This window comes from Pseudoalteromonas sp. GABNS16E (assembly GCF_028598715.1).
Classification (GTDB): Bacteria; Pseudomonadota; Gammaproteobacteria; order Enterobacterales; family Alteromonadaceae; genus Pseudoalteromonas; species Pseudoalteromonas atlantica.
The window spans coordinates 1-20428 of sequence record NZ_JAQREZ010000066.1 but is presented as its reverse complement, the minus strand read 5'-3'; the positions used below and the strand labels follow the sequence as shown (position 1 = coordinate 20428).

The 20428-nt window shown below is 40.8% G+C and carries 18 protein-coding genes; 5 read left to right on the top strand and 13 right to left on the bottom strand.

Going from position 1 to position 20428, the window contains the following annotated elements:
* Window positions 1-496 precede the first annotated feature (496 nt).
* From fdx to prlC, 11 genes are all read right to left on the bottom strand, one after another.
* Entirely contained in the window at window positions 497-835 is a 339-nt protein-coding gene (fdx, locus tag PSI06_RS18685; RefSeq protein ID WP_004585776.1) for an ISC system 2Fe-2S type ferredoxin, read from the bottom strand.
* 10 nt (window positions 836-845) lie between these two features.
* The gene (hscA, locus tag PSI06_RS18680) at window positions 846-2708 is read right to left on the bottom strand and encodes a Fe-S protein assembly chaperone HscA (RefSeq protein WP_273604546.1); all 1863 of its coding nucleotides are present in this window, start codon (window positions 2706-2708) and stop codon (window positions 846-848) included.
* 41 nt (window positions 2709-2749) lie between these two features.
* Window positions 2750-3277 (bottom strand): co-chaperone HscB, encoded by a 528-nt coding sequence (gene hscB / locus PSI06_RS18675; RefSeq protein WP_273604545.1) that lies wholly within the window; start codon window positions 3275-3277, stop codon window positions 2750-2752.
* A gap of 96 nt (window positions 3278-3373) precedes the next feature.
* On the bottom strand, window positions 3374-3697 hold the full coding sequence (gene iscA, locus PSI06_RS18670; RefSeq protein WP_004585773.1) for an iron-sulfur cluster assembly protein IscA: 324 nt from the start codon (window positions 3695-3697) through the stop codon (window positions 3374-3376).
* Between the two features lie 9 nt (window positions 3698-3706).
* The gene (iscU, locus tag PSI06_RS18665; protein WP_004585772.1) at window positions 3707-4090 is read right to left on the bottom strand and encodes a Fe-S cluster assembly scaffold IscU; all 384 of its coding nucleotides are present in this window, start codon (window positions 4088-4090) and stop codon (window positions 3707-3709) included.
* A gap of 42 nt (window positions 4091-4132) precedes the next feature.
* Entirely contained in the window at window positions 4133-5350 is a 1218-nt protein-coding gene (locus PSI06_RS18660) for an IscS subfamily cysteine desulfurase (RefSeq protein ID WP_004585771.1), read from the bottom strand.
* Window positions 5351-5375: 25 nt separating this feature from the next.
* Window positions 5376-5867, bottom strand: coding sequence for a Fe-S cluster assembly transcriptional regulator IscR (iscR, locus tag PSI06_RS18655; protein WP_004585770.1), 492 nt, complete (start codon window positions 5865-5867; stop codon window positions 5376-5378).
* A 220-nt stretch (window positions 5868-6087) separates the two neighbouring features.
* A complete protein-coding gene (trmJ, locus tag PSI06_RS18650; protein ID WP_054982876.1) occupies window positions 6088-6816 on the bottom strand; it encodes a tRNA (cytosine(32)/uridine(32)-2'-O)-methyltransferase TrmJ in 729 nt (242 codons plus the stop codon).
* 99 nt (window positions 6817-6915) lie between these two features.
* Window positions 6916-7671, bottom strand: coding sequence for a class I SAM-dependent methyltransferase (locus PSI06_RS18645; RefSeq protein WP_004585768.1), 756 nt, complete (start codon window positions 7669-7671; stop codon window positions 6916-6918).
* Window positions 7672-7721: 50 nt separating this feature from the next.
* Window positions 7722-8903 carry a response regulator gene (locus tag PSI06_RS18640; protein ID WP_273604544.1) on the bottom strand — a complete coding sequence of 394 codons (1182 nt, stop codon included), beginning with the start codon at window positions 8901-8903 and terminating at the stop codon, window positions 7722-7724.
* 130 nt (window positions 8904-9033) lie between these two features.
* Window positions 9034-11085: an oligopeptidase A gene (gene prlC, locus PSI06_RS18635; protein WP_273604543.1), complete on the bottom strand. Its 2052-nt coding sequence runs from the start codon at window positions 11083-11085 to the stop codon at window positions 9034-9036.
* Between the two features lie 226 nt (window positions 11086-11311).
* On the opposite strand from prlC, the gene gorA reads away from it, so the two are divergent.
* The 5 genes from gorA to PSI06_RS18610 all read left to right on the top strand — a co-directional run bounded on the left by gorA (window position 11312) and on the right by PSI06_RS18610 (window position 18197).
* A complete protein-coding gene (gene gorA / locus PSI06_RS18630) occupies window positions 11312-12670 on the top strand; it encodes a glutathione-disulfide reductase (RefSeq protein ID WP_273604542.1) in 1359 nt (452 codons plus the stop codon).
* Between the two features lie 93 nt (window positions 12671-12763).
* A complete protein-coding gene (locus PSI06_RS18625) occupies window positions 12764-13984 on the top strand; it encodes a tyrosine-type recombinase/integrase (protein ID WP_008467214.1) in 1221 nt (406 codons plus the stop codon).
* Window positions 13981-15684, top strand: coding sequence for a hypothetical protein (locus PSI06_RS18620; RefSeq protein WP_182758718.1), 1704 nt, complete (start codon window positions 13981-13983; stop codon window positions 15682-15684). The genes PSI06_RS18625 and PSI06_RS18620 overlap by 4 nt, the downstream gene beginning before the upstream one ends.
* 9 nt (window positions 15685-15693) lie before the next feature.
* Window positions 15694-17781, top strand: a complete 2088-nt coding sequence (locus tag PSI06_RS18615; RefSeq protein WP_182758719.1) for an integrase — start codon at window positions 15694-15696, stop codon at window positions 17779-17781.
* Entirely contained in the window at window positions 17778-18197 is a 420-nt protein-coding gene (locus PSI06_RS18610; RefSeq protein ID WP_064668647.1) for a hypothetical protein, read from the top strand. The genes PSI06_RS18615 and PSI06_RS18610 overlap by 4 nt, the downstream gene beginning before the upstream one ends.
* A gap of 275 nt (window positions 18198-18472) precedes the next feature.
* Here the strand turns inward: PSI06_RS18610 and PSI06_RS18605 are convergent, their stop codons facing one another.
* Together PSI06_RS18605 and PSI06_RS18600 are read right to left on the bottom strand one after the other, a co-directional pair.
* Window positions 18473-19873 carry a heavy metal sensor histidine kinase gene (locus PSI06_RS18605; protein ID WP_273604541.1) on the bottom strand — a complete coding sequence of 467 codons (1401 nt, stop codon included), beginning with the start codon at window positions 19871-19873 and terminating at the stop codon, window positions 18473-18475.
* The coding region (locus PSI06_RS18600; RefSeq protein WP_273605055.1) for a winged helix-turn-helix domain-containing protein at window positions 19863-20428 on the bottom strand (566 nt) is incomplete at its 5' end. The genes PSI06_RS18600 and PSI06_RS18605, both read right to left, overlap by 11 nt.

Sequence of the window (20428 nt, the reverse complement as noted above, 5' to 3'; positions counted from 1 at the left end):
AATGAGAACAGCTTATGCCTTACTTAAAAAAGGAACGAATTATGAGCCAACAGCACTGACAGCCTAAAGTAAAAGAATAAAAAATCAGTAAGCAGAAGAATTGAACAAGCCAAGATAGAGCATTAAGTGGTGAGACCTACCCTTGATAGCCTGAAAACCCGCTAGTGTACGAAGATACCGTGTAGCAGATAAGGCACAAGGGCGCGAAAACATCAAAGTGACCGAGGTAGCGCCTCATTAGAGTCCGTATATAAGTACGCAATCACATCAGCTTAATGTAAAAAAGGCTTGTGCAATCGGAGGAGTCCATATAAGCGGGTTTAGCCAAAAGCGATAATTCCTTGACTGCAATTCGACCTGAAAAACGTGATCATTTTAGATCTAGGCCTATTTAAAAAACGCGACATAAAGTCGCTGCTACGTGCTTATACAATCTCTTAAACAAAAAAGCCGCTGTAAAAACAGCGGCTTTTAAAAAATTCTCGTTAATTAAAAACTAGTGCTCTTCATTAACGATATTGAGATTGTACTTAGGTATTTCAACTACTAAGTCTTCATCTCTAATAACTGCTTGGCATCCTAAGCGAGATTCTGACTCTAAGCCCCATGCTTTATCTAGCATGTCGTCTTCTAGCTCATCGCTTTCATCTAGTGAGTCAAAGCCTTCGCGGATCACTAAATGGCATGTAGTACATGCACACGATTTTTCACATGCGTGTGGAATGCTAATGCCGTTTTTAAGGGCCACATCAAGGACTGTTTCGCCCGCAGGCGCTTCAAGTGCTGCACCGTCAGGACATAATTCCGGATGGGGAAGAAAAATAATTTGTGGCATTCTAACCTCTTTAAACGTTGTCTACTGACTGCCCTGTAAGGGCCTTTTTAATTGATGCATCCATTCTGCGCGAAGCAAAATCGCTGCTAGCGTTATCTACTTTTTCAATTGCGGCTTTAATATCACTTGGCTGCTGTGCGGTTTCGCGCACTTTATCAAGCTCACTTATTTCAGCTTTTAAATTAGCAAGTTGAATATCGTCGAGCAAGTCACCGTCGCTAGCTAGTGACGCCTCTAGTGCTTCTATAACACGTAGCGCTTCTACTTGTTGCTCTTTAAGCATACGTGCCTGCATGTCGTCTTTAGCGTTACTCATTGACTCTTTAAGCATGTTAGCTACTTGGTCATCAGATAAGCCAAACGATGGTTTAACTTGGATTTCAGCTTGCACACCAGTTGATTTTTCCATTGCTGATACACTTAACAAGCCATCGGCATCCACTTTAAAGGTAACACGAATATGTGCAGCGCCTGCTGCCATAGCCGGTATGCCTTTTAAGCTAAATTTAGCCAGCGAGCGGCAATCGTCAACCAGTTCGCGTTCACCTTGTAGCACATGTAAAGACATTGCCGTTTGGCCGTCTTTAAAGGTAGTAAATTCTTGTGCACGAGCAACAGGAATAGTGGTATTACGCGGAATTATTTTTTCAACTAACCCACCCATCGTTTCAAGGCCAAGTGACAGTGGCAATACATCAAGTAATAGCATGTCAGAATCGGGCTTGTTACCTACTAATACATCAGCTTGTAATGCGGCACCTAGTGCAACAACACGATCCGGGTCGATTGAAGTAAGCGGCTCTTTTTCAAAAAAACCTTCTACTTGGCTGCGAACCAGTGGCATGCGAGTTGAACCGCCTACCATTACAACTTGTAGCACTTCTTCATTTTCGATGCCAGCATCTTTTACAGCACGACGACACGAACGAAGTGTTTTTTTAACAAGTGGCATAGCCAGCTCGTCAAAGGTTTCGCGTGTCACTTCTACGGTGTGTTTTTGCTCGTCAAATTCAAGCACTACATTTACTTTTGCGTACTGGCTTAGCGCTTCTTTACAGGCTTTTGCTTTATTAATAAATAAGCGAAGCACAGAAGGCGATAATGCCGAAATACCGGTTTGCTGCTTAAAGTAATCGACTAATAGCGAATCGAAATCATCGCCACCTAAGCTTGAATCACCGCCAGTTGCCATTACTTCAAACACACCTTGGTGTAAGCGAAGTATTGAAATATCAAAGGTGCCGCCGCCTAAATCGTAAACAGCAATGATACCTTCTTGGCCCGAGTCTAAACCGTAAGCGACTGCCGCAGCGGTTGGCTCGTTTAATAAACGTAATACGTTAATGCCAGCAAGCTCTGCTGCATCTTTAGTGCTTTGGCGCTGTGCGTCATCAAAGTACGCAGGCACGGTAATTACTGCACCTAAAATGTCTTGATTACCAAAGCTTTGCTCTGCACGCGCTTTTAGAGCCGCTAAAATATGGCTAGAGGCTTTAACAGGGCTGATTTTTCCGGCATCGGTTTGAATGGCAAGCGAGCCGTTATCTTCACAAAACTGGTACGGTAATTGGCCGTAGCTTTGCTCTATTTCAGCTTGGGTTTTACCTAAAAAACGCTTAACTGAAATAAGGGTATTGGCTGGGTCTTGTGTTGCAGCTTGTGCAGCATCGGTACCTACCGTGATGCCGCCAGCTTGGTAACGCACAACCGATGGCAACATCGCTGCACCAAGGTCATCTGTTAATGTGCGGGCTTCGCCACTTTGTACCGTTGCAACCAATGAATTAGTGGTACCTAGGTCAATACCTATTGCTAATTTGTGTTCATGTGGTGCCGCGCTCTGCCCCGGCTCAGCAATTTGCAATAATGCCATAATGCTCTTTAAACTCGTGTTGCTCGCTTTACAGCAAGTAATTAATCGTCAAATAAACTGTCTTCAATGCGCTCAAGTTCGTTTTCTAATTTATATACAAACTTTAATTTGCGAATGTTGTCAGCAGCTTGTTGATATTGCGCCTCGTCGTTACTTGCAAGTTGCTCGGCAAGTTCATTACTGTATTGGATTTTTAATTGCTTTATTTGTGATTCAAAATTGGCGATAGCGGCCTCAGGATTACTTGCTGAAGCGAGCTCTTCAAGCTCTTCACGCAGTTCCATTTGCTGCATTAAGAACATTGGATCTTGCAGTGTTTGTTGCTCAGCTCGAATATCAACACCTAGTTCGCTGAGCATATATTCAGCTCGTTTTACTGGGTGTTTTAGCGTTTGTAGCGCATCGTTAATTTCAGCGGTACTTTGTACGGCCATTAACTTATCACGGCTGCTCGCATTGGCGTGGCGATCGGGATGCACTGCGCGCTGCAGCTCTAGGTAATGCTTATTTATTGTTGCCAAGTCAATGTTGTAATCAACTGGTATTGCAAATAACTCAAAGTAACGCATAGCTTCAACCAATAAAATTTAGAAATACAAATTTCACAAATAACAAAGCCCTACAATTACTGGCAGGGCTTAAAAATACTACAAAGGTAGCTGAGCTTAAACAGTAAAGCTTTCGCCACAACCACACTCGTCGGCTTGGTTAGGGTTATTAAATTTAAACCCTTCATTTAAGCCTTCTTTGGTGTAGTCAAGCTCAGTGCCGTCAATGTAAACCAAGCTTTTAGCGTCAACAATTAAGGTAACGCCTTTAGCTTTAAAGGTTTCATCGTCTTCGTTAAGCTCATCAACAAACTCGAGTACATAAGCAAGACCTGAACAGCCCGTCGTTTTAATGCCAACGCGCAGGCCTAAACCTTTACCGCGGTTTGCTAAAAATGATTGTACGCGGTTTGCTGCCGCATCTGTCAATGTCACTGCCATGAATTTCTCTTACTTCGCTTGTTTGCTTTTGTAATCAGCAATTGCTGCTTGAATTGCATCTTCAGCTAAAATTGAACAGTGAATTTTCACTGGTGGTAATTCAAGCTCTGCACTGATGTCAGTGTTTTTAATAGTTGATGCTTCGTCTAGTGTTTTGCCTTTCACCCACTCTGTTACAAGCGATGATGAAGCAATTGCACTGCCGCAACCGTATGTTTTAAATTTTGCATCTTCAATAACGCCTTCAGACGATACTTTAATTTGCAATTTCATTACGTCACCACATGCTGGTGCGCCAACCATACCCGTTGCCACTGACGGATCATTTTTGTCTAAAACACCAACGTTACGTGGGTTTTCTACGTGGTCGATTACTTTATCACTATAAGCCATAATTCTATCCTCATTACCTGCTACGGTAGGTGCTCACTCGTATTAGTGGTGAGCCCATTCAACTGAATCTAAATCAACACCTTCTTGATGCATTTCCCATAAAGGAGACATCTCGCGTAGGCGACCGATAGAGTTTTTCATTAATTCAACGGTGTAATCAATTTCTTCTTCGGTAGTAAAACGGCCAATACTAAAACGAATTGAGCTGTGTGCTAGTTCGTCGTTACGGCCAAGTGCGCGTAGTACATATGAAGGCTCTAAGCTTGCTGATGTACACGCAGACCCTGATGATACCGCTATGTCTTTTACTGCCATAAGTAACGACTCACCTTCAACAAAGTTGAAGCTGATGTTTACAATACCTGGTACTGATTGGTCTTGTGCGCCGTTAAAGTATACTTCGTCCATATCAGCCATAATGCCGTCAATTAGGCGTTTACGTAATGCGCTGATGTGTGCGTGATCTTTTTCAAAATCTTGCTTAGCAATTCTAAATGCTGCACCCATACCTACTAGCTGATGAGTTGCAAGTGTACCTGAACGCATACCACGTTCATGGCCGCCACCGTGCATTTGCGCTTCTAGGCGAGCGCGTGGTTTACGACGAACGTAAAGTGCGCCAACACCTTTAGGGCCATATACTTTGTGGCCTGAGAACGACATAAAATCAACTTTAAGCTGTTGTACGTCGATTAATACTTTACCTGCGCTTTGTGCTGCATCTACGTGGAACATAATTTTACGTTCGCGACACATTTCGCCAATAGTATTGATATCTTGAATTACACCTAGCTCGTTATTAACGTGCATAATGCTGACAAGAATAGTGTCGTCACGCATAGTTTCTTCAAGCTTTTTAAGATCTAACAGGCCGTTTTCTTCAACGTCCATGTAGGTTACTTCAAAGCCTTGGCGCTCAAGTTCACGACACGTATCGATTACTGCTTTGTGCTCAGTTTTAGCGGTAATAACGTGCTTACCTTTCTTTTTGTAAAACTGCGCTGCACCTTTAATTGCAAGGTTATTTGATTCTGTTGCGCCCGATGTGAAAACAATTTCACGCGGGTCGGCATTAATTAAATCGGCAATGTCTGTACGCGCTTGGTCAACTACTTCTTCAGCTTGCCAACCAAAACGGTGCGAACGTGACGCAGGATTACCAAAATTACCGTCCATTGTCAGGCATTGCATCATTTCTTTTGCAACACGCTCGTCAACAGGCGTGGTCGCTGCGTAATCTAAATAAATCGGTAACTTCATTTCTCTCTCCGCTGCAGGTCAACTTTTATAGTTGACAGCTTACTTGAATGTTTTCCAACTGCTTAATTGCATTATTGATGCTGTTATCTTGGCGAGATGCGATTTCTTTCACATCTGATTTTTCCACCAATTCAGCTAAGGTAATATTATTTAAAAACTCTTCGATACGTGCGCTTAAATCAGACCATAGGTTATGAGTTAAACAACGCATACCGCTTTGACACCCGGTATCGGCACCTTGGCAACGTGTTGCATCTACCGATTCGTCTACGGCGCTAATTACATCGCCAACAGAGATAACCGCGGCTTCTCGGCCTAGCAAATAACCGCCGCCAGGACCACGAACCGAGCTCACTAAGCCATTTTTACGTAAACGGGCAAATAATTGCTCAAGGTAAGACAAAGAAATTTCTTGTCTTTGTGAAATATCAGCAAGGGCAACAGGACCTACACTCGCATGTAGTGCAACATCCAGCATAGCTGTTACGGCATATCTGCCTTTTGATGTTAACTTCATAACGCCCCCCGCACAAAAGAGTGCAAATTTTAATTACCAGAGTAAAATAGTCAAGTATTATCACTTGATAAAAATTTGATTAGAGAACACTGTTCTATTAACAAATTTTTAATACCTGACCTTTTTGGTCAAGTATTAGGTGTATTGTAATTACTTGAGTGTTTTAGTCAAGTATTAGCTCGTTATTTACCCGCAGGTTTTTATAACCAATCGCTATACCTTACTTAGGAATAGATTTATTAATTGAGGTAAGAATACCGCGCAGTATGTTCAGCTCTGCCTCTTCTGGGCGTGCACGGTTAAACAAACGGCGTAGCTTGGTCATTACTAAACCTGGATGCTGCTTAATAATAAAACCGGTGTTATCGAGCGTCTCTTCTAAATGCTCGTAAAATAACTCTGTTTGTTTTGAGCTTGGGTAAGCAGTCTCATCGTCTGCTTGCTCAGCCTTTGGCTGCTGATTTAAAAACGCCATACGCGTTTCGTAGCTTAGTGTTTGTACCGCCATAGCTAAATTAAGCGAGCTGTACTGTGGATTTGCAGGAATACATACATGATAATTACACAGCTGTAGCTCTTCGTTAGTTAAACCGCTGTTTTCACGGCCAAATACAAGCGCTACAGGGCCGTTTACAGCCTCAGCAACTAGCTTTTCACCGCACTCACGTGGCTCAACCATAGGCCAAGACAGCGTGCGTGAACGAGCACTCGTACCAATAGTTAATGCACAATCGGCAATCGCATCAGCCACGGTATCAACAATAACCGCATTACCTAAAACATCGGTTGCACCGGCTGCTAAGGCGCTTGCATGGCTGTCTACTTCACAAGCAGGGTCCACTAAATACAGTTTTGATAAACCCATGGTTTTCATGGCGCGAGCCGCCGAACCAATGTTGCCAGAGTGTGAGGTATTAACTAAAACGATGCGAATATCATCTAAGATCATTGCTGTGCTACTTTACTATGCCAAAAAATTGTGCGAATTCTAACATAAAAGCGCGCTAAGATCCTAGATCCTTAAAGCCGATCAACACGCTAAATACCGTTAAACCATGGCCGCTTTTACATACACATCAAAACGGTTCTTTTTTGTTTTAATTTGCATGCTGGGGGTTTGATTGTTTAAAAATGGGGCGTAATCGGGGCGTTTAACGACCACACGCTTACTGGCAAGTGGGTAGGCGAATTCAAGTAAGTCATCTGCGTCGGTATCTGCGCCTACTAATGCCTGAAATACACGCATTTCTTTTTTAACTAACGCTGATTTTTCTCGGTGTGGAAACATAGGATCTAAATACACTACATCAGGCATGCTCTCGCACTGCTCTAACAACGTGTGGCTTGAGCCAAACACTAAGCTCATATTTTGCTGCATCCAAGAACCAATCTCTGCATCTTCGTAAGCGCGTTTTAAGCCATCAAATAATAAAGCTGCTACCACAGGGTGGCGCTCATGCAGTATAACCTTACAACCAAGTGACGCTAGCACAAAGCCATCTCGGCCAAGCCCGGCAGTGGCATCAAGTACAACAGGGGTTGCGCCTTTATTTAACCCTACCGCTTTTGCGATTGATTGGCCTTTGCCGCCGCCAAACTTACGCCTGTGAGCAACAGCACCAGTTACAAAGTCTACGTTTATTGCGCCAAGTTTAGGCTCGTCGCTTTTTAAAAGGCTAAGGCCTTTATCGTCGTAATGCAGAGTAAAACCGCTACAACTTTGCGCCCATTGGGCTAAGTTAAAACGCGTTTCTAGCTCATTTAAATATGGGCGACACTCTTTAAAAGCACACTGAATAACCACTACACACTCCGACGAAAAATTTCAGCTGCAGTATAACAAGCGTTAAAGCACTAAAATAGCTCTATATCGCTTTGATGCGCAAGACTATGTGAGCTGGCCTCCTCTACTTTAGAGCGTAAGTTGCACAATAATTCGTTGCGGCTCTCGGTCACTTGTTTAAGCTGGTACTTTATAAACGCTAAATCACTATTTGCGGTTACTAGCAGCTGCATAGTTTCGTCTAATTGCGACATGTATAAAGTTAAATCAGCAGGATTAGCGTGTGCTTGTGTTTGCTTAATTGCACAGTTGAGTTCATGAAGCTGCTCTATAAACTGCCTTGTGTAGTCGTTTTGTACAACATTTTGGCTAGTAAGTTGCTTTACTATATCTTGCAAAGCAGTGCTAATTTGGGCGGCTTGTTCAAAGCTATTTTCGTTTCTTTCCATAGCAACGACCTTTTCGTTTGTCACTTCGAGTATGTGCGGGAATAAGTCTTTATAACGGCCGTATAAAGCACGATTATCAGCCGGCATATTCTTAATTAATAAAGATATTTTGGGGTAGTTAATAATGGTGCTGTTACCAATATCCACAAACCGATTGGCATTACGGTGCTGCTCTAAAAGCTCCTGCTCGAGCGGGCATACACCACTTTCTAAACTATAAAAATAGCTCCCCCCCTGATACCAAAACACAATAACCACGTCTAAATTAAACGGGCTGAAAAAGGCAAGTAAGTGCTCGCTTAACGAATGAAAGTTATGACAGTGATAGCTTTGCCCCACAAACCTAACAATACGCCCCATATCCCCCGACTCCGCCAAAGCCATTGCGGCGGTATCTTGCGCTTTAGCTACATCAAATTTTAGCTTTTCACATTGCTGCCGGTACTCATAAAGCACTTTAATGCGTGCCATTAGCTCTTCGGTGTTGAAGGGTTTTATTATGTAGTCAGACGCGCCTACGCTGTAGCCTTTTACTCTATCGTTAAGCTCCACCTTAGAGGACAAAAACATAACGGGTATATCGTGTGTTGACTCATCTTCTTTTAGTGCTTGGCATACTTGGTAGCCGGATTTACCGGGCATTTCTATATCAAGTAAAATTATGTCGGGCGTGTGCTTTTTGGCTAGCTTAAGTCCTTGTTCGCCATCTTTAGCGTGAATAAGCTTACAAAAGCCCGCTAAAGCCTCTTCAATAATTCGATGAACATATAAATCGTCATCAATCGTTAGTACCAACTTTGCCATGCCCTAGTCCATTTTACTGCGTATACACAAAGCATAGTACGGGAGGTTAAAATTACTAGAAACAATTGGCCAATATATTAAAAAACATAAAAAAGCGCCATATAGGCGCTTTATAAGGTTAAGTAGTTGTTTATGCAGCTATACCACTGTGACGCAGTAAGGCATCAACATTTGGCTCGCGACCACGGAACTTTTTAAATAACTCCATAGGTTCTTCACTGCCGCCTTTTTCTAAAATATTTTCTAAGAAGGCCTTACCTGTTTCGGCGTTAAAAATACCGTCTTCTTCAAATTTAGAAAATGCATCGGCAGAGAGTACCTCAGCCCATTTGTACGAGTAGTAACCGGCGCTGTAGCCACCTGCAAAAATATGACTAAAGCCATGTTGAAAACGATTAAACTCAGGCGGGTTAACCACCGACGTGCGGCTACGTACGTCGTTTAAAATTGCTTGAATTTGGCACTCTTGGTTTGCCTGGTAGTCGTGGTGGATTCTAAAATCGAACAATGAAAATTCAATCTGACGCAGCATTTGCATGCCAGAATTATAGTTTTTGGCAGCCAGTAGCTTATCAAGTAGCTCTTTTGGTAATGGCTCACCACTTTCAAAATGGCCTGAAATAAAGCTCAGCGCTTCTTCATCGTAACACCAGTTTTCTAAAAATTGGCTTGGTAGTTCTACGGCATCCCATGCAACGCCGTTAATACCAGCAACAGGAGCAGCATCAACTTGGGTAAGCATGTGGTGTATACCATGGCCAAATTCGTGGAAAAGCGTGGTTACTTCGTCATGTGTAAATAGCGCTGGTTTGTCGCCTACCGCTTTATTAAAGTTACACACTAAGTATGCCACGGGTGTTTGCAATTCGCCGCTGGCGCGCACTTTACGCCCCATACAGTCATCCATCCATGCACCGCCACGTTTGCGCTCACGTGCATATAGATCAAGATAAAAACGACCGCGCAATGTGTTACTGCTATCAAAAATTTCAAAAAAGCGAACATCGCTGTGGTAGCTATCAAAGTCGCTTACTTCTTTTACCTTAATACCAAAAAGGCGGTTAACGGTTTCAAATAAACCGCTAAGTACTTTATCTGCAGGGAAGTAAGGGCGCAGTACTTCATCTGAAATTGCGTATTTTTCTTGCTTGAGCTTTTCGCTGTAGTAACCAAAATCCCATGCTTGAAGCTCAGTAATACCATGGTGTTGCTCAGCATAGGCTTTTAGTTCTGCCACTTCTTGCTCTGCTTGAGGCTTAGACTTAGCGGCTAAGTCTTCTAAAAATGAGAAAACTTGCGCTGGCGACTCAGCCATTTTAGTTGCTAATGATTTTTCAGCGTAGTTATTAAACCCTAACAGCTGCGATAGCTCATGGCGTAGTGCAAGCTCTTCTTTCATAATGGCTGAGTTATCAAACTCACCCGCATTAGGGCCTTGATCTGAAGCGCGCGTACAAAATGCTGTGTAGGTTTCTTTGCGCAGTTCGCGGTCATCTGCATAGGTCATTACCGGTAAGTAAGACGGAAAATCAAGCGTAAATACCCAGCCGTCTAAACCTTTGCTTTTAGCTGTTTCGCTAGCAAGCGCTAATGCCGACTCTGGCAAGCCTGCCAATTGGCTTTCATCGGTAATGTGTTTATGCCATGCAAGCGTTGCATCCATTACGTTGTTACCAAATTTAGAGGCTAGTTCAGATAAACGCGTGCTAATTTCGCCGTAGCGCTTTTGATCTTCTGCTGATAATGCAATGCCTGAAAGTTTAAAATCACGTAGAGCGTTGGTGATGGTTTTTTGCTGCGCAGTGCTGAGTGTTTTAAATTCGTCGCTGTTATAAAGCGCATTATACGCTTCGTACAGGCCTTGATGCTGCCCGACAAATGTTGAGTACTCAGATATAAGTGGTAAACATTGCTCGTAGGCTTCACGCAGCTCGTCGTTATTCATGACTGAATTAAGGTGCGATACCGGTGAAAACATACGCGAGAGTTTATCGTCGGCTTCTTCAAGGGGTAATACTAAATCGTTCCATGTAAACGAGCCTTTCGCTAACACGTCATCTATGGCTTTACGACATTGCTCTATACCGTGCTTTAGTGCCGGTACTACGTACTCTGGCTTTATTTTTGAAAACGGGGGTAAGCCTTCTAGGCCAATGAGTGGATTTGTTTGTGCTTCGCTCATGAATTTTCTCAATTTAATTGACTATGAATTTGAAGTTGGGGCAAAACGGTGAAATACAAGCCTCCATTAATGGGTCTAATATAGCTTAGGATGAAACTGATCGGCATAATAAACAATTTCGTTTGTTGTATTTATCAGCTTTTTAGCGCGCCGCGCTGGGTGACTTGCACTTAGCATATGCTATCATCGGCACATTATAGTTAAATATATTTTTTGAGGATAAAACATGGCTCAGCATTTTGATTACATTGCGATTGGTGGTGGTAGTGGCGGTATTGCCTCTGCTAACCGTGCGGCAATGCGTGGCGCTAAAGTAGCGCTTATCGAAGCAAAACACATGGGCGGCACCTGTGTTAATGTAGGCTGTGTGCCTAAAAAAGTAATGTGGCATGGCGCACAAGTTGCTGAAGCAATTAACTTATATGCACCTGATTACGGCTTTAACGTAGAAGTAAAAGACTTTAACTGGAGCAAACTCGTTGAGAGCCGCGAAGCGTACATTGGTCGCATTCATAAAGGATACGACAACGGTTTAGCTAACAATGGCGTAACCGTAATTAATGGTTTTGCTAAATTTGTTGATAGCAAAACCGTAGAAGTAAACGGCGAGCATTACACGGCTGATCATATTTTGATTGCAGTAGGTGGACGTCCGCATACTCCTAATATTCCAGGTGCTGAGTACGGTATAGACTCAAATGGCTTTTTTGAATTAACAGAGCAGCCAAAGCGAGTAGCGGTAATTGGCGCAGGCTACATTGCTGTAGAACTTGCCGGTGTACTGCATGGTTTAGGCACAGAAACTCATTTATTTGTACGCAGACACGCGCCGCTTCGTAATTTTGATACGCTACTGGTTGAAACCCTGGTAGAGATCATGAAAAAAGAAGGCCCAACACTGCATACCGAATGCTCGCCTAAAGAAATTGTTAAAGAAAGCGATGGTAGCTTAACCATTCATTTTGAAAATGGTTACAGCCAAAATGTTGACCAAGTAATTTGGGCTATTGGCCGCGAGCCAAGCACCGATGTAATTAACATTGCAGCAGCAGGGGTTGAACTAAATAGCTCTGGTTATGTAAAAGTAGATGAATATCAAAATACAAACGTACCTGGTATTTATGCTGTAGGCGATATTATTGAGCACGGTATAGAACTTACGCCTGTCGCTGTTAAAGCCGGCCGTACCCTATCAGAGCGTTTATTTAATAAAGACCTACCTGATGATTTAAAAATGGATTACAGCCTTGTACCTACTGTGGTATTTAGCCACCCACCTATTGGTACTATTGGTGAAACCGAGCAAGAAGCTATTGCTCGCCACGGCGAAGAAAATGTAAAAGTGTACAAGTCGGGCTTTGCCGCTATGTACACAGCCGTTACACAACACCGCCAACCGTGTGCAATGAAGCTTGTATGCGTAGGCCCTGAAGAAAAAGTAGTTGGCTTACACGGCATTGGTTTTGCGGTTGACGAAATGATTCAAGGCTTTGCGGTTGCTATGAAAATGGGCGCAACTAAAGCTGATTTTGATGCTGTTGTTGCACTGCACCCTACAGGCTCAGAAGAGTTTGTTACTATGTAAATTTTTCTCTGGAAAAGTGAAACTTTACATTTGCTAACTCTGGAAAACGAACTAAGCTGACCAAGTAACGTACAATTTTTGGTCGGCTTTTTCATGCTCACAATAGTTCAATCAGATGATTTTAAAACTGAGATCCAAACTCCCTTTTGCAAAACAAAATCAAGCATTCAGCTAAAAGGCTTTCCAACTTTTTATGAAGATGGTGAATACGTCATGCCAATAAACCTTTGGATGAATCACCTCATTAACGTTAAGCGCGCAAAAAACATCAATTCAAACGTTCGTGCCATAAGTCGATATTGGCGCTTTTTAAAAAGCCATGAACTCTCTTGGAAAGACTTTCCAACTATCAAATCAAATAAGCCCACATATATTTTCCGAAACCAAGATCTTTTGGCCTCAGTGAAAGCCGGTGAGCTAAATAGTTCAACAGCAGCTGTATATATGAACCATATAATTAAATTCTACGAGTGGGCATATTACGAGAGGTTAATTAACTTCTCTAAGGAAAATAAACCATTTGAAGTAGAGTTTGTTAGCATCAAAACGACTGGGATGCTTGCGCATATCAATCGTAATTATGTTGTTAGAAGCTCAGACTTAAGGATCAGGGTCCCAAGGCGTACACCAGAGCAAAGCTTGAATCCCCTTACAGAAGATGAGGTAAAATTATATTCGCGAGCACTCAAAGAACAGTCAATTGAGTTCCAAATACATCAACTATTACAACTCATGTGCGGCCTTCGTATAGAAGAAGCCTGCACCTTTCCTGCTAATCTAGTGAATAGATGTGACCCGAATAAATACCATATTCAAGTTAGTATAGGACCTCATAACGGTGTACTCACCAAATTTGGCTCAGTCAGAACTATCGAAATTCCAACACTGTTAATGAACAAGATGCATCGCTACTTGATTAGTGAGCGTCGCCAGAAAAGAGAGTCTAAAACCGATAAACCGATTACGGAATTATTAATTACCAATCGAGGTAAACCATATACTACCAATGCAATACAGCGTCACTTTAGCTTAACTCGTAATTACATACGCAATGAGCTAAATACCCACTTTCAGCATAGAACTCACGATTTACGTGCAACTTACGGTACATTTCGCCTTGCGTCCCTTTTAGACGAAAAAGTTGGGTTGTCACCATTCGATGCTATGTCATTAATCATGGGGTGGATGGGACATAAAGATGAGAAAACAACTTGGCGATACCTGAACTTTATAAACCGAAGCAAGGCATCGATACGTGCAGTTTGCTTTTTAGATCAAGTTATGGAGTCAGTCATTAATGAGGATCTCTCGTGATTAACAAATCAAATTTAAATATTGACCTTAAACTTAAGTTAAATATTTATGGTGATCAATTTGTATACCCAGACTTTCAAAGATTTAGATACAAAGGCGTGCCTAAACTTTTTGAAATGCATCGGGGTACTTTGCTTAACCGAGACAACCAAATTATTAAGTGGTATCAAGCATTCAAAGCTAATACAGAATATACTGACACAACAATGAATACCCTTTTTAGAACATTTACACGGTATGTGAATATTTGTGACAGTATTCCAGTAAATCCAGATTCAAAAGAGGGTATCAATGCATTTGAAACAGCTCTAGTTCACAGCGTTAGAATTGGCAGCAAAAGTTCAAACACAGCAAAAGGTGAATTAAGTAGTATAAGAACAATAATGAAGATGCTAGATCACCCTGTTGATGAGTGGTTTTCTAAATTCAAACTATTTCGCAGCCAAATAAATCCAACTCAAGCATACTCAGAATCTGAATTGAAAAAGTTAATTAAAATACTAAAAGAACTATATTTTCAGCTTTCCAAGCAAATTCAAACCTCACCTAAAGAATACATTCAAGCAAGGAGAAGCGACCAATACGCGAACTTTTCTTTTAATAAAATCGAAGTGCCTGTAAGTGGTGCTATTACCAAGTGTTACTGTGCTGCATATTTCTTACTTGCCTATTACACATGGGCAAACGCTAGTACGATAAGAGATATGGATATCCCCAAATCTTCACAAAAAAAGGGACAGCAAGGTAAGTGGTTTGTGCAAACAGCGTTAAAGAAGAGAGCTAATAAATTTGTTACCATCGAGCTCGGCGATAATCTTAGCACAGACATTCCAAAGCATGCGCTAAATTTTATTAATGACCTTATCACCCTTACGCACGTGCTGTTTCCAGATGCCAATAGACTACTTCATCAATGTCTTAACGGGATAAATAAGCCCTTGTGCCCAACGCATATTCGTTCCAATATGAATTGGCTAATTAACATATTCGATTTGACTGATGACAATGGTCAACAACTTAGGCCTGAAGCTAAACGCTTTAGAGCTACAGGTGCATCTAATTACTTAGCGCTCACAGGAAACTCACTCGAAACATCCATGTTGCTCAATAACACACCTGATGTAGTGCGAAAACACTATAGCAGAGGTAACGAGTCAGAAAATAACGCCCAACTTCAAGCCACAGCTAACACCTTAGAAAATGCAATTAAATGTGGTGATATTAGTAGAGCACGAGAACAAACTCTTGAGCAAATGAATCTAGAAATACTACCCTATGATGAATTCGTAAACCGCTATGCTAAATCAGGGAATGGTCAAAAAACACCTTTAGGTACAGGTTGCAAAGACCCCTTTGATAACCATGGAGATCGTTTTCGAAGAAAGGCCTCAATCGATAGTGTGGACATGAGTCATCTCGCTTGTGCTGATTTATTGAATTGCTTTTCTTGCCCAAACCAAGTGCTGGTTGAAGAAGTTGATGATATCTGGTGTTTATTGAGCTTTTACGAAGCATTAGAGGATGCCAAAGAAGATCACCTCAACATGTCACACTTTAAAAACAATTTTGATCGAGTACTAAGCAAAATAAAGCAAGTGCTTTTTAGTATCGACTTAAAAGTACGCAGGCAAGCTGAGCGGAAGCTACATACCAATGGTCGTCACCCTTTTTGGCCCGATACGCTTAATTTGGTTTTATAAGAGGTGATTATGAGGCCACTACTAGCTACTCCAGAGGAAATTATAAAAGAGAACACTGTTCTTGTAGAGCGTGCAATACAGTATTATAAAAGTAAAGATTGGGATAACCTCAACAAAACCCCTGTAATGATAGATCAGGATGGGAACGTTTTAAGCCATTTCGGCGACCAAACCTGGGATGTAACACATTATATAGATGTCAAAATTGTTTCGAAAAAGCGGGCTTCTTTTACTCATTTAACAACCATTTCCTTGTTGCAAGAACAAAAATTACTCGCATTCCTTGGTTTATTTGCGGTTGGTACCCTAAGGCAAGGAGCAACGATTAAAACTACAACATTTTTAGAGAGAAATCTCAATTTAACCCAAGTATATAAATACATAGAATCTATCAAAGCAGATTCGATTTGTGTTCTGAACCATCCCATACAGTTTTCTAGGTTTTGCGAATATTTAAAGTCACTTAAAATGAGTGGACCATATATTTCTAAACTCATTGTTGCATTAAATTGGATTCAGGCTGTAAGAAAACAAACCCCCATAAAACTATCATTACCTTTGACGACATCAATTACAGAATTAGGCCGTCAATTAGGTTGCCCAACCAAACTAGAAAGTGAGCAGTTTTACGCTATACCATCACGCTTGATGCAACTCATATACTCAAAGGCTATCGAGTATATAGATACTTACTATCCTATTCGAGATACATTATTAGCTATCCAGACCGAGCAACAAGATAACTATGAAATAGGCAAGGCTGTTGTCGACAGAAAAATAAAAACAGGCCAGTGGAACTGGCTCACATCAAATTCACCTCACTACAAAGCTGAAATAACCAAAGCTAAACCACAAAAGCCAACTGACATACTTCAAAGTTACGCTTCAAACATTGAAATTAAGGGATTAATTCCCCTCAAGATCACTGAATTTGATTGGCTGTATTCTCACATTTTAATGTGTTGTTTTTTAGTTTGCGGTGCGTTTTCTGGTATGAGAAGAAGCGAGCTTTATGGACTACATTCTGATAGCTTTAAAACATTAAAACTTAAAGAACAGACATTTTATTCTTTGCAATCAATGCATAGTAAAATGACTCCTGCAGTTCCAGAAAAAGCTGAGTGGCTAACATCTCCAATAGCAGGAAAAGCGATAGAACTCGCATCAGCTTTAACTCAGAATATGCGTATTCAGCTAATGCTCTCTGATGATAGGCTGGATAACGAGCGTGCCTCCAGTATTTGGTTAGTACAGAAACTAAAAAGTCGAACACCAAACATATTTACAGGACCTCCTTTTGTCAAGCACTATCAAAGACTTGTAAAGGAAGCTGGCGCTATTGTAAACGAGCAAGACTATGAAGAATTTAAGCTTCTAAACCCCAACCTAAACATACACGCCTACAAACAGAAAATTATTGTTGGCAAACCATGGGCATTGACAACTCACCAACTCAGACGAACCTTTGCAGTATTTGGTAAACGCTATAATTTACTTTCTGACGTTGCCATTAAACAACAGTATAAGCATATATATTTACCAATGTCTCAATGGTACTCAGAAGGAGGCGTAGCAGCCAAAATAAAACATGTAAAAGTGGACTCAGAACTCAATAATTTACTTCAAGAAGTAGATAGAGAAGTCACTACACAACTGCTGCATCAGTGGTATAACTCAGATGACAAGCTATTTGGTAAGAAAGGTATAGATGTTGTTAAAGATAGAGAAAATACCGCTGTAAAATACTCATCTTGGGATGCATTATATGCTCAAGTATCTGCTGGTAGAATATCTATTGCTGGTACACTTCACTCCTACTGCATGGCTGGTTATGAATGCAGAATGGAAAAGGTAGTATCACCAACCAACTGCTTTAACTGTGAAAACGTTGTTATAGACGAAACAAAAGCACAAGCTTGGCAAAAACGACATCAGTGGATTGTTGAGACTATAACTGAAATGGAGCAGCATACTAAACTATCTCAATCGCAGCTAAGCCATTTTATTACGCAATTACGTGCAGCTGAAAAGGTTATGGACTACTTTGAGATAAGCTACACTCCATACAAACCCGAAATTGAGATCAGACAGCTTTGAGTAAGTCAGAGAATACAAGGTTAGAGCTTCTAAGCGCAATTGACAGGATACTTTCTGGCGATACAGTACGTATTGATGCCAAACGAGGTTTAAGTGCCATTGCAGTTGAGGAAGAAGCTAACCTTGGTAATGGCTCAGCTTACTATTACTCAGACGTCATTGAAAAAATTAAACTACTAAAATCAAAAGCTATAACAAAAAAGCAAGCACAGCAAAACTCAGATGTTACTAAGTTACGTGAAAAGCTTGCCAACGAGAAACGGTTAAAAGAAAAATATCGAGCGGAAATAGCCAGCTTAAAAGAGCAAATGGCACAAATGGCTTCTACCCACAATGCCCTAGCGCTTTCAAATCACCAGCACTTAAAAAAGATAAATGATCTTGAGTCAGAGTTATTTTTACTGAAGAAAAATTAATATATCTTCAATTGCTTAAAGCATCGCCTAAAAAATGAAACAAGGTTAAATGAGATGTACCCTGATGAAGTTCAACAATTAAAAAGCCATATAACAAATATTGCAGCTCAACATAATGGGTTAGCACTTACGATACTACAATATCAATATAAAGCGGCTGAACTAACAATGTGGAAAAGGTAAAATAATTATTTAACTGAATAAGTACAATTGTCAAAGGCAAGTTTCAACACATGAGCCGATTATTAGTATAGCTGACATTAAATGAATACTATTTAAATAAATTTAAATAAATTTAAATAAACATTAAAGCAGGTATTCTGATCGTTTGAACAAACCTTTACATTCCCGCCATTAGCTTCAGCTAAGGCTTTAACTATAGCGAGCCCTAAACCAGCGCCATCACTATGGCGTTGACGAGACTTATCTGATCGATAAAAGCGATCAAATAAATAAGGTAAATGTGCAGAAGGTATTTTCTCACCGGTATTACTCACACAGATACATACTTTTTCAGCAGATGTTATTTCACTACATACCGTAATTGATGACCCCTTCGGTGCATATCTTATAGCATTCGATAACAGGTTTGATAACAATTGACGAAAATGTAGCTTGTCACAATAAAAGCTGATGTTTTCACCTGCTTTATGAAGTATCAGCGATGACTCTTCAGCTAATGCATCAAAATACTCAAACAGCACCTCAATTTCTTCATGGCTGGATAAAATATCTTGGGCTGGTTTAATTAGGCCGTTTTGAGATTTTGCCAGCCAAAGCATGTCGTTAACCATCTTAGTTAGCCGCTCAAGCTCTTCGAGGTTAGAAAATAATAACTCTTGGTACTCTTCGGATTGTCTTTTTTTAGATAGACCAACCTGTGTTTGAGTTATTATATTGGTAAGCGGTGTACGTAGCTCATGAGCAATATCACTGGAAAAATTTGATAGGCGGATAAACTCACCTTGTAACCTGTCTAGCATTGCATTGAAAGATTGCACCATATTAACAAGCTCAATCGGTACTTGGCCTTCATCAAGCCTTACATCCATTTTATTAGTTTGGATATCATGCATTTTCTGACTCAAACCTCGTAAAGGGTTTAATCCTTGATGTATAGCAAACCAAGCCACCAATAAAATGAGTACCGCAGAGCCAAACATAATAGCCCAAAGGCTTTGTTGAAATTGATTGAGAAAGTGTAAATGAAAGCTCATGTCTATCGCTGTAGTAATTTCGTATTGCTGTTGCCCAGTACTTAAATTACTCACCAGAGCTCGGTAGGTGTGGGTATCATTTTGCCATGAGGTAATGTTGTTACGGTTAAAGCCAGCTGAAGCCTTAGCACTCATTACAAAATCACTAAAATCTCGTTCAGAACTTTGAAAAATGAGCTCTCCTTTTGCGGTATTTACCTGATAGTAAACACCGTGATGACCCGCTACAGCGTTAGATAATTCATTTTTAAGTTTCAGGTTTGATTTATACTGTTGTCTTAAAACTAATTCAATAGATTGATTAATAACATGCAGTTCACTACTATCTTGCTTGAAAAAATGATGTTTTATCGAACTATTTATTAAGGTGGCAACTAAAGTTAAGCACGCAATAACGGTTACAGCCACAAACAACACAACACGCATCGTAAGTGATAAAGGCCGTGACTTAATAGCCATCAGTTTCAACCTCTAATTTATAGCCCATACCACGAACCGTATGAATTAATTTAATAGTAAAGTCATCATCAACTTTTGCTCTTAGCCTACGAATGGCAACATCAATCACATTGGTGTCGCTATCAAAATTCATATCCCATACTTGAGAAGCAATTAACGAACGTGGCAGTACTTCACCTTCGCGCCGTAACAATAGTTCAAGTAAGCTAAACTCTTTATTACTCAATAAAATACGCTTGCCTGCACGTTGTATTTTTCGCTTTGGAATATCCATTTCTAAATCAGCAACGATCAGTATATCGTCAACTGTTTGTACTGCACCACGGCGAATAAGAGTGCGTACTCTTGCTAAAACTTCAGCAAAAGCAAAAGGCTTTATTAAATAGTCATCAGCACCAAGTTCGAGCCCCTTTACTCTATCGTCTATGCTATCGCGAGCAGATAAAAATAGTACTGGGGTTTTGTTATCTGCTTCACGTAGCGACTGTAAAATTTTCCAACCGGATACGTCAGGTAACATGACATCAAGTATTATTACATCAAATAAGTCGGTCA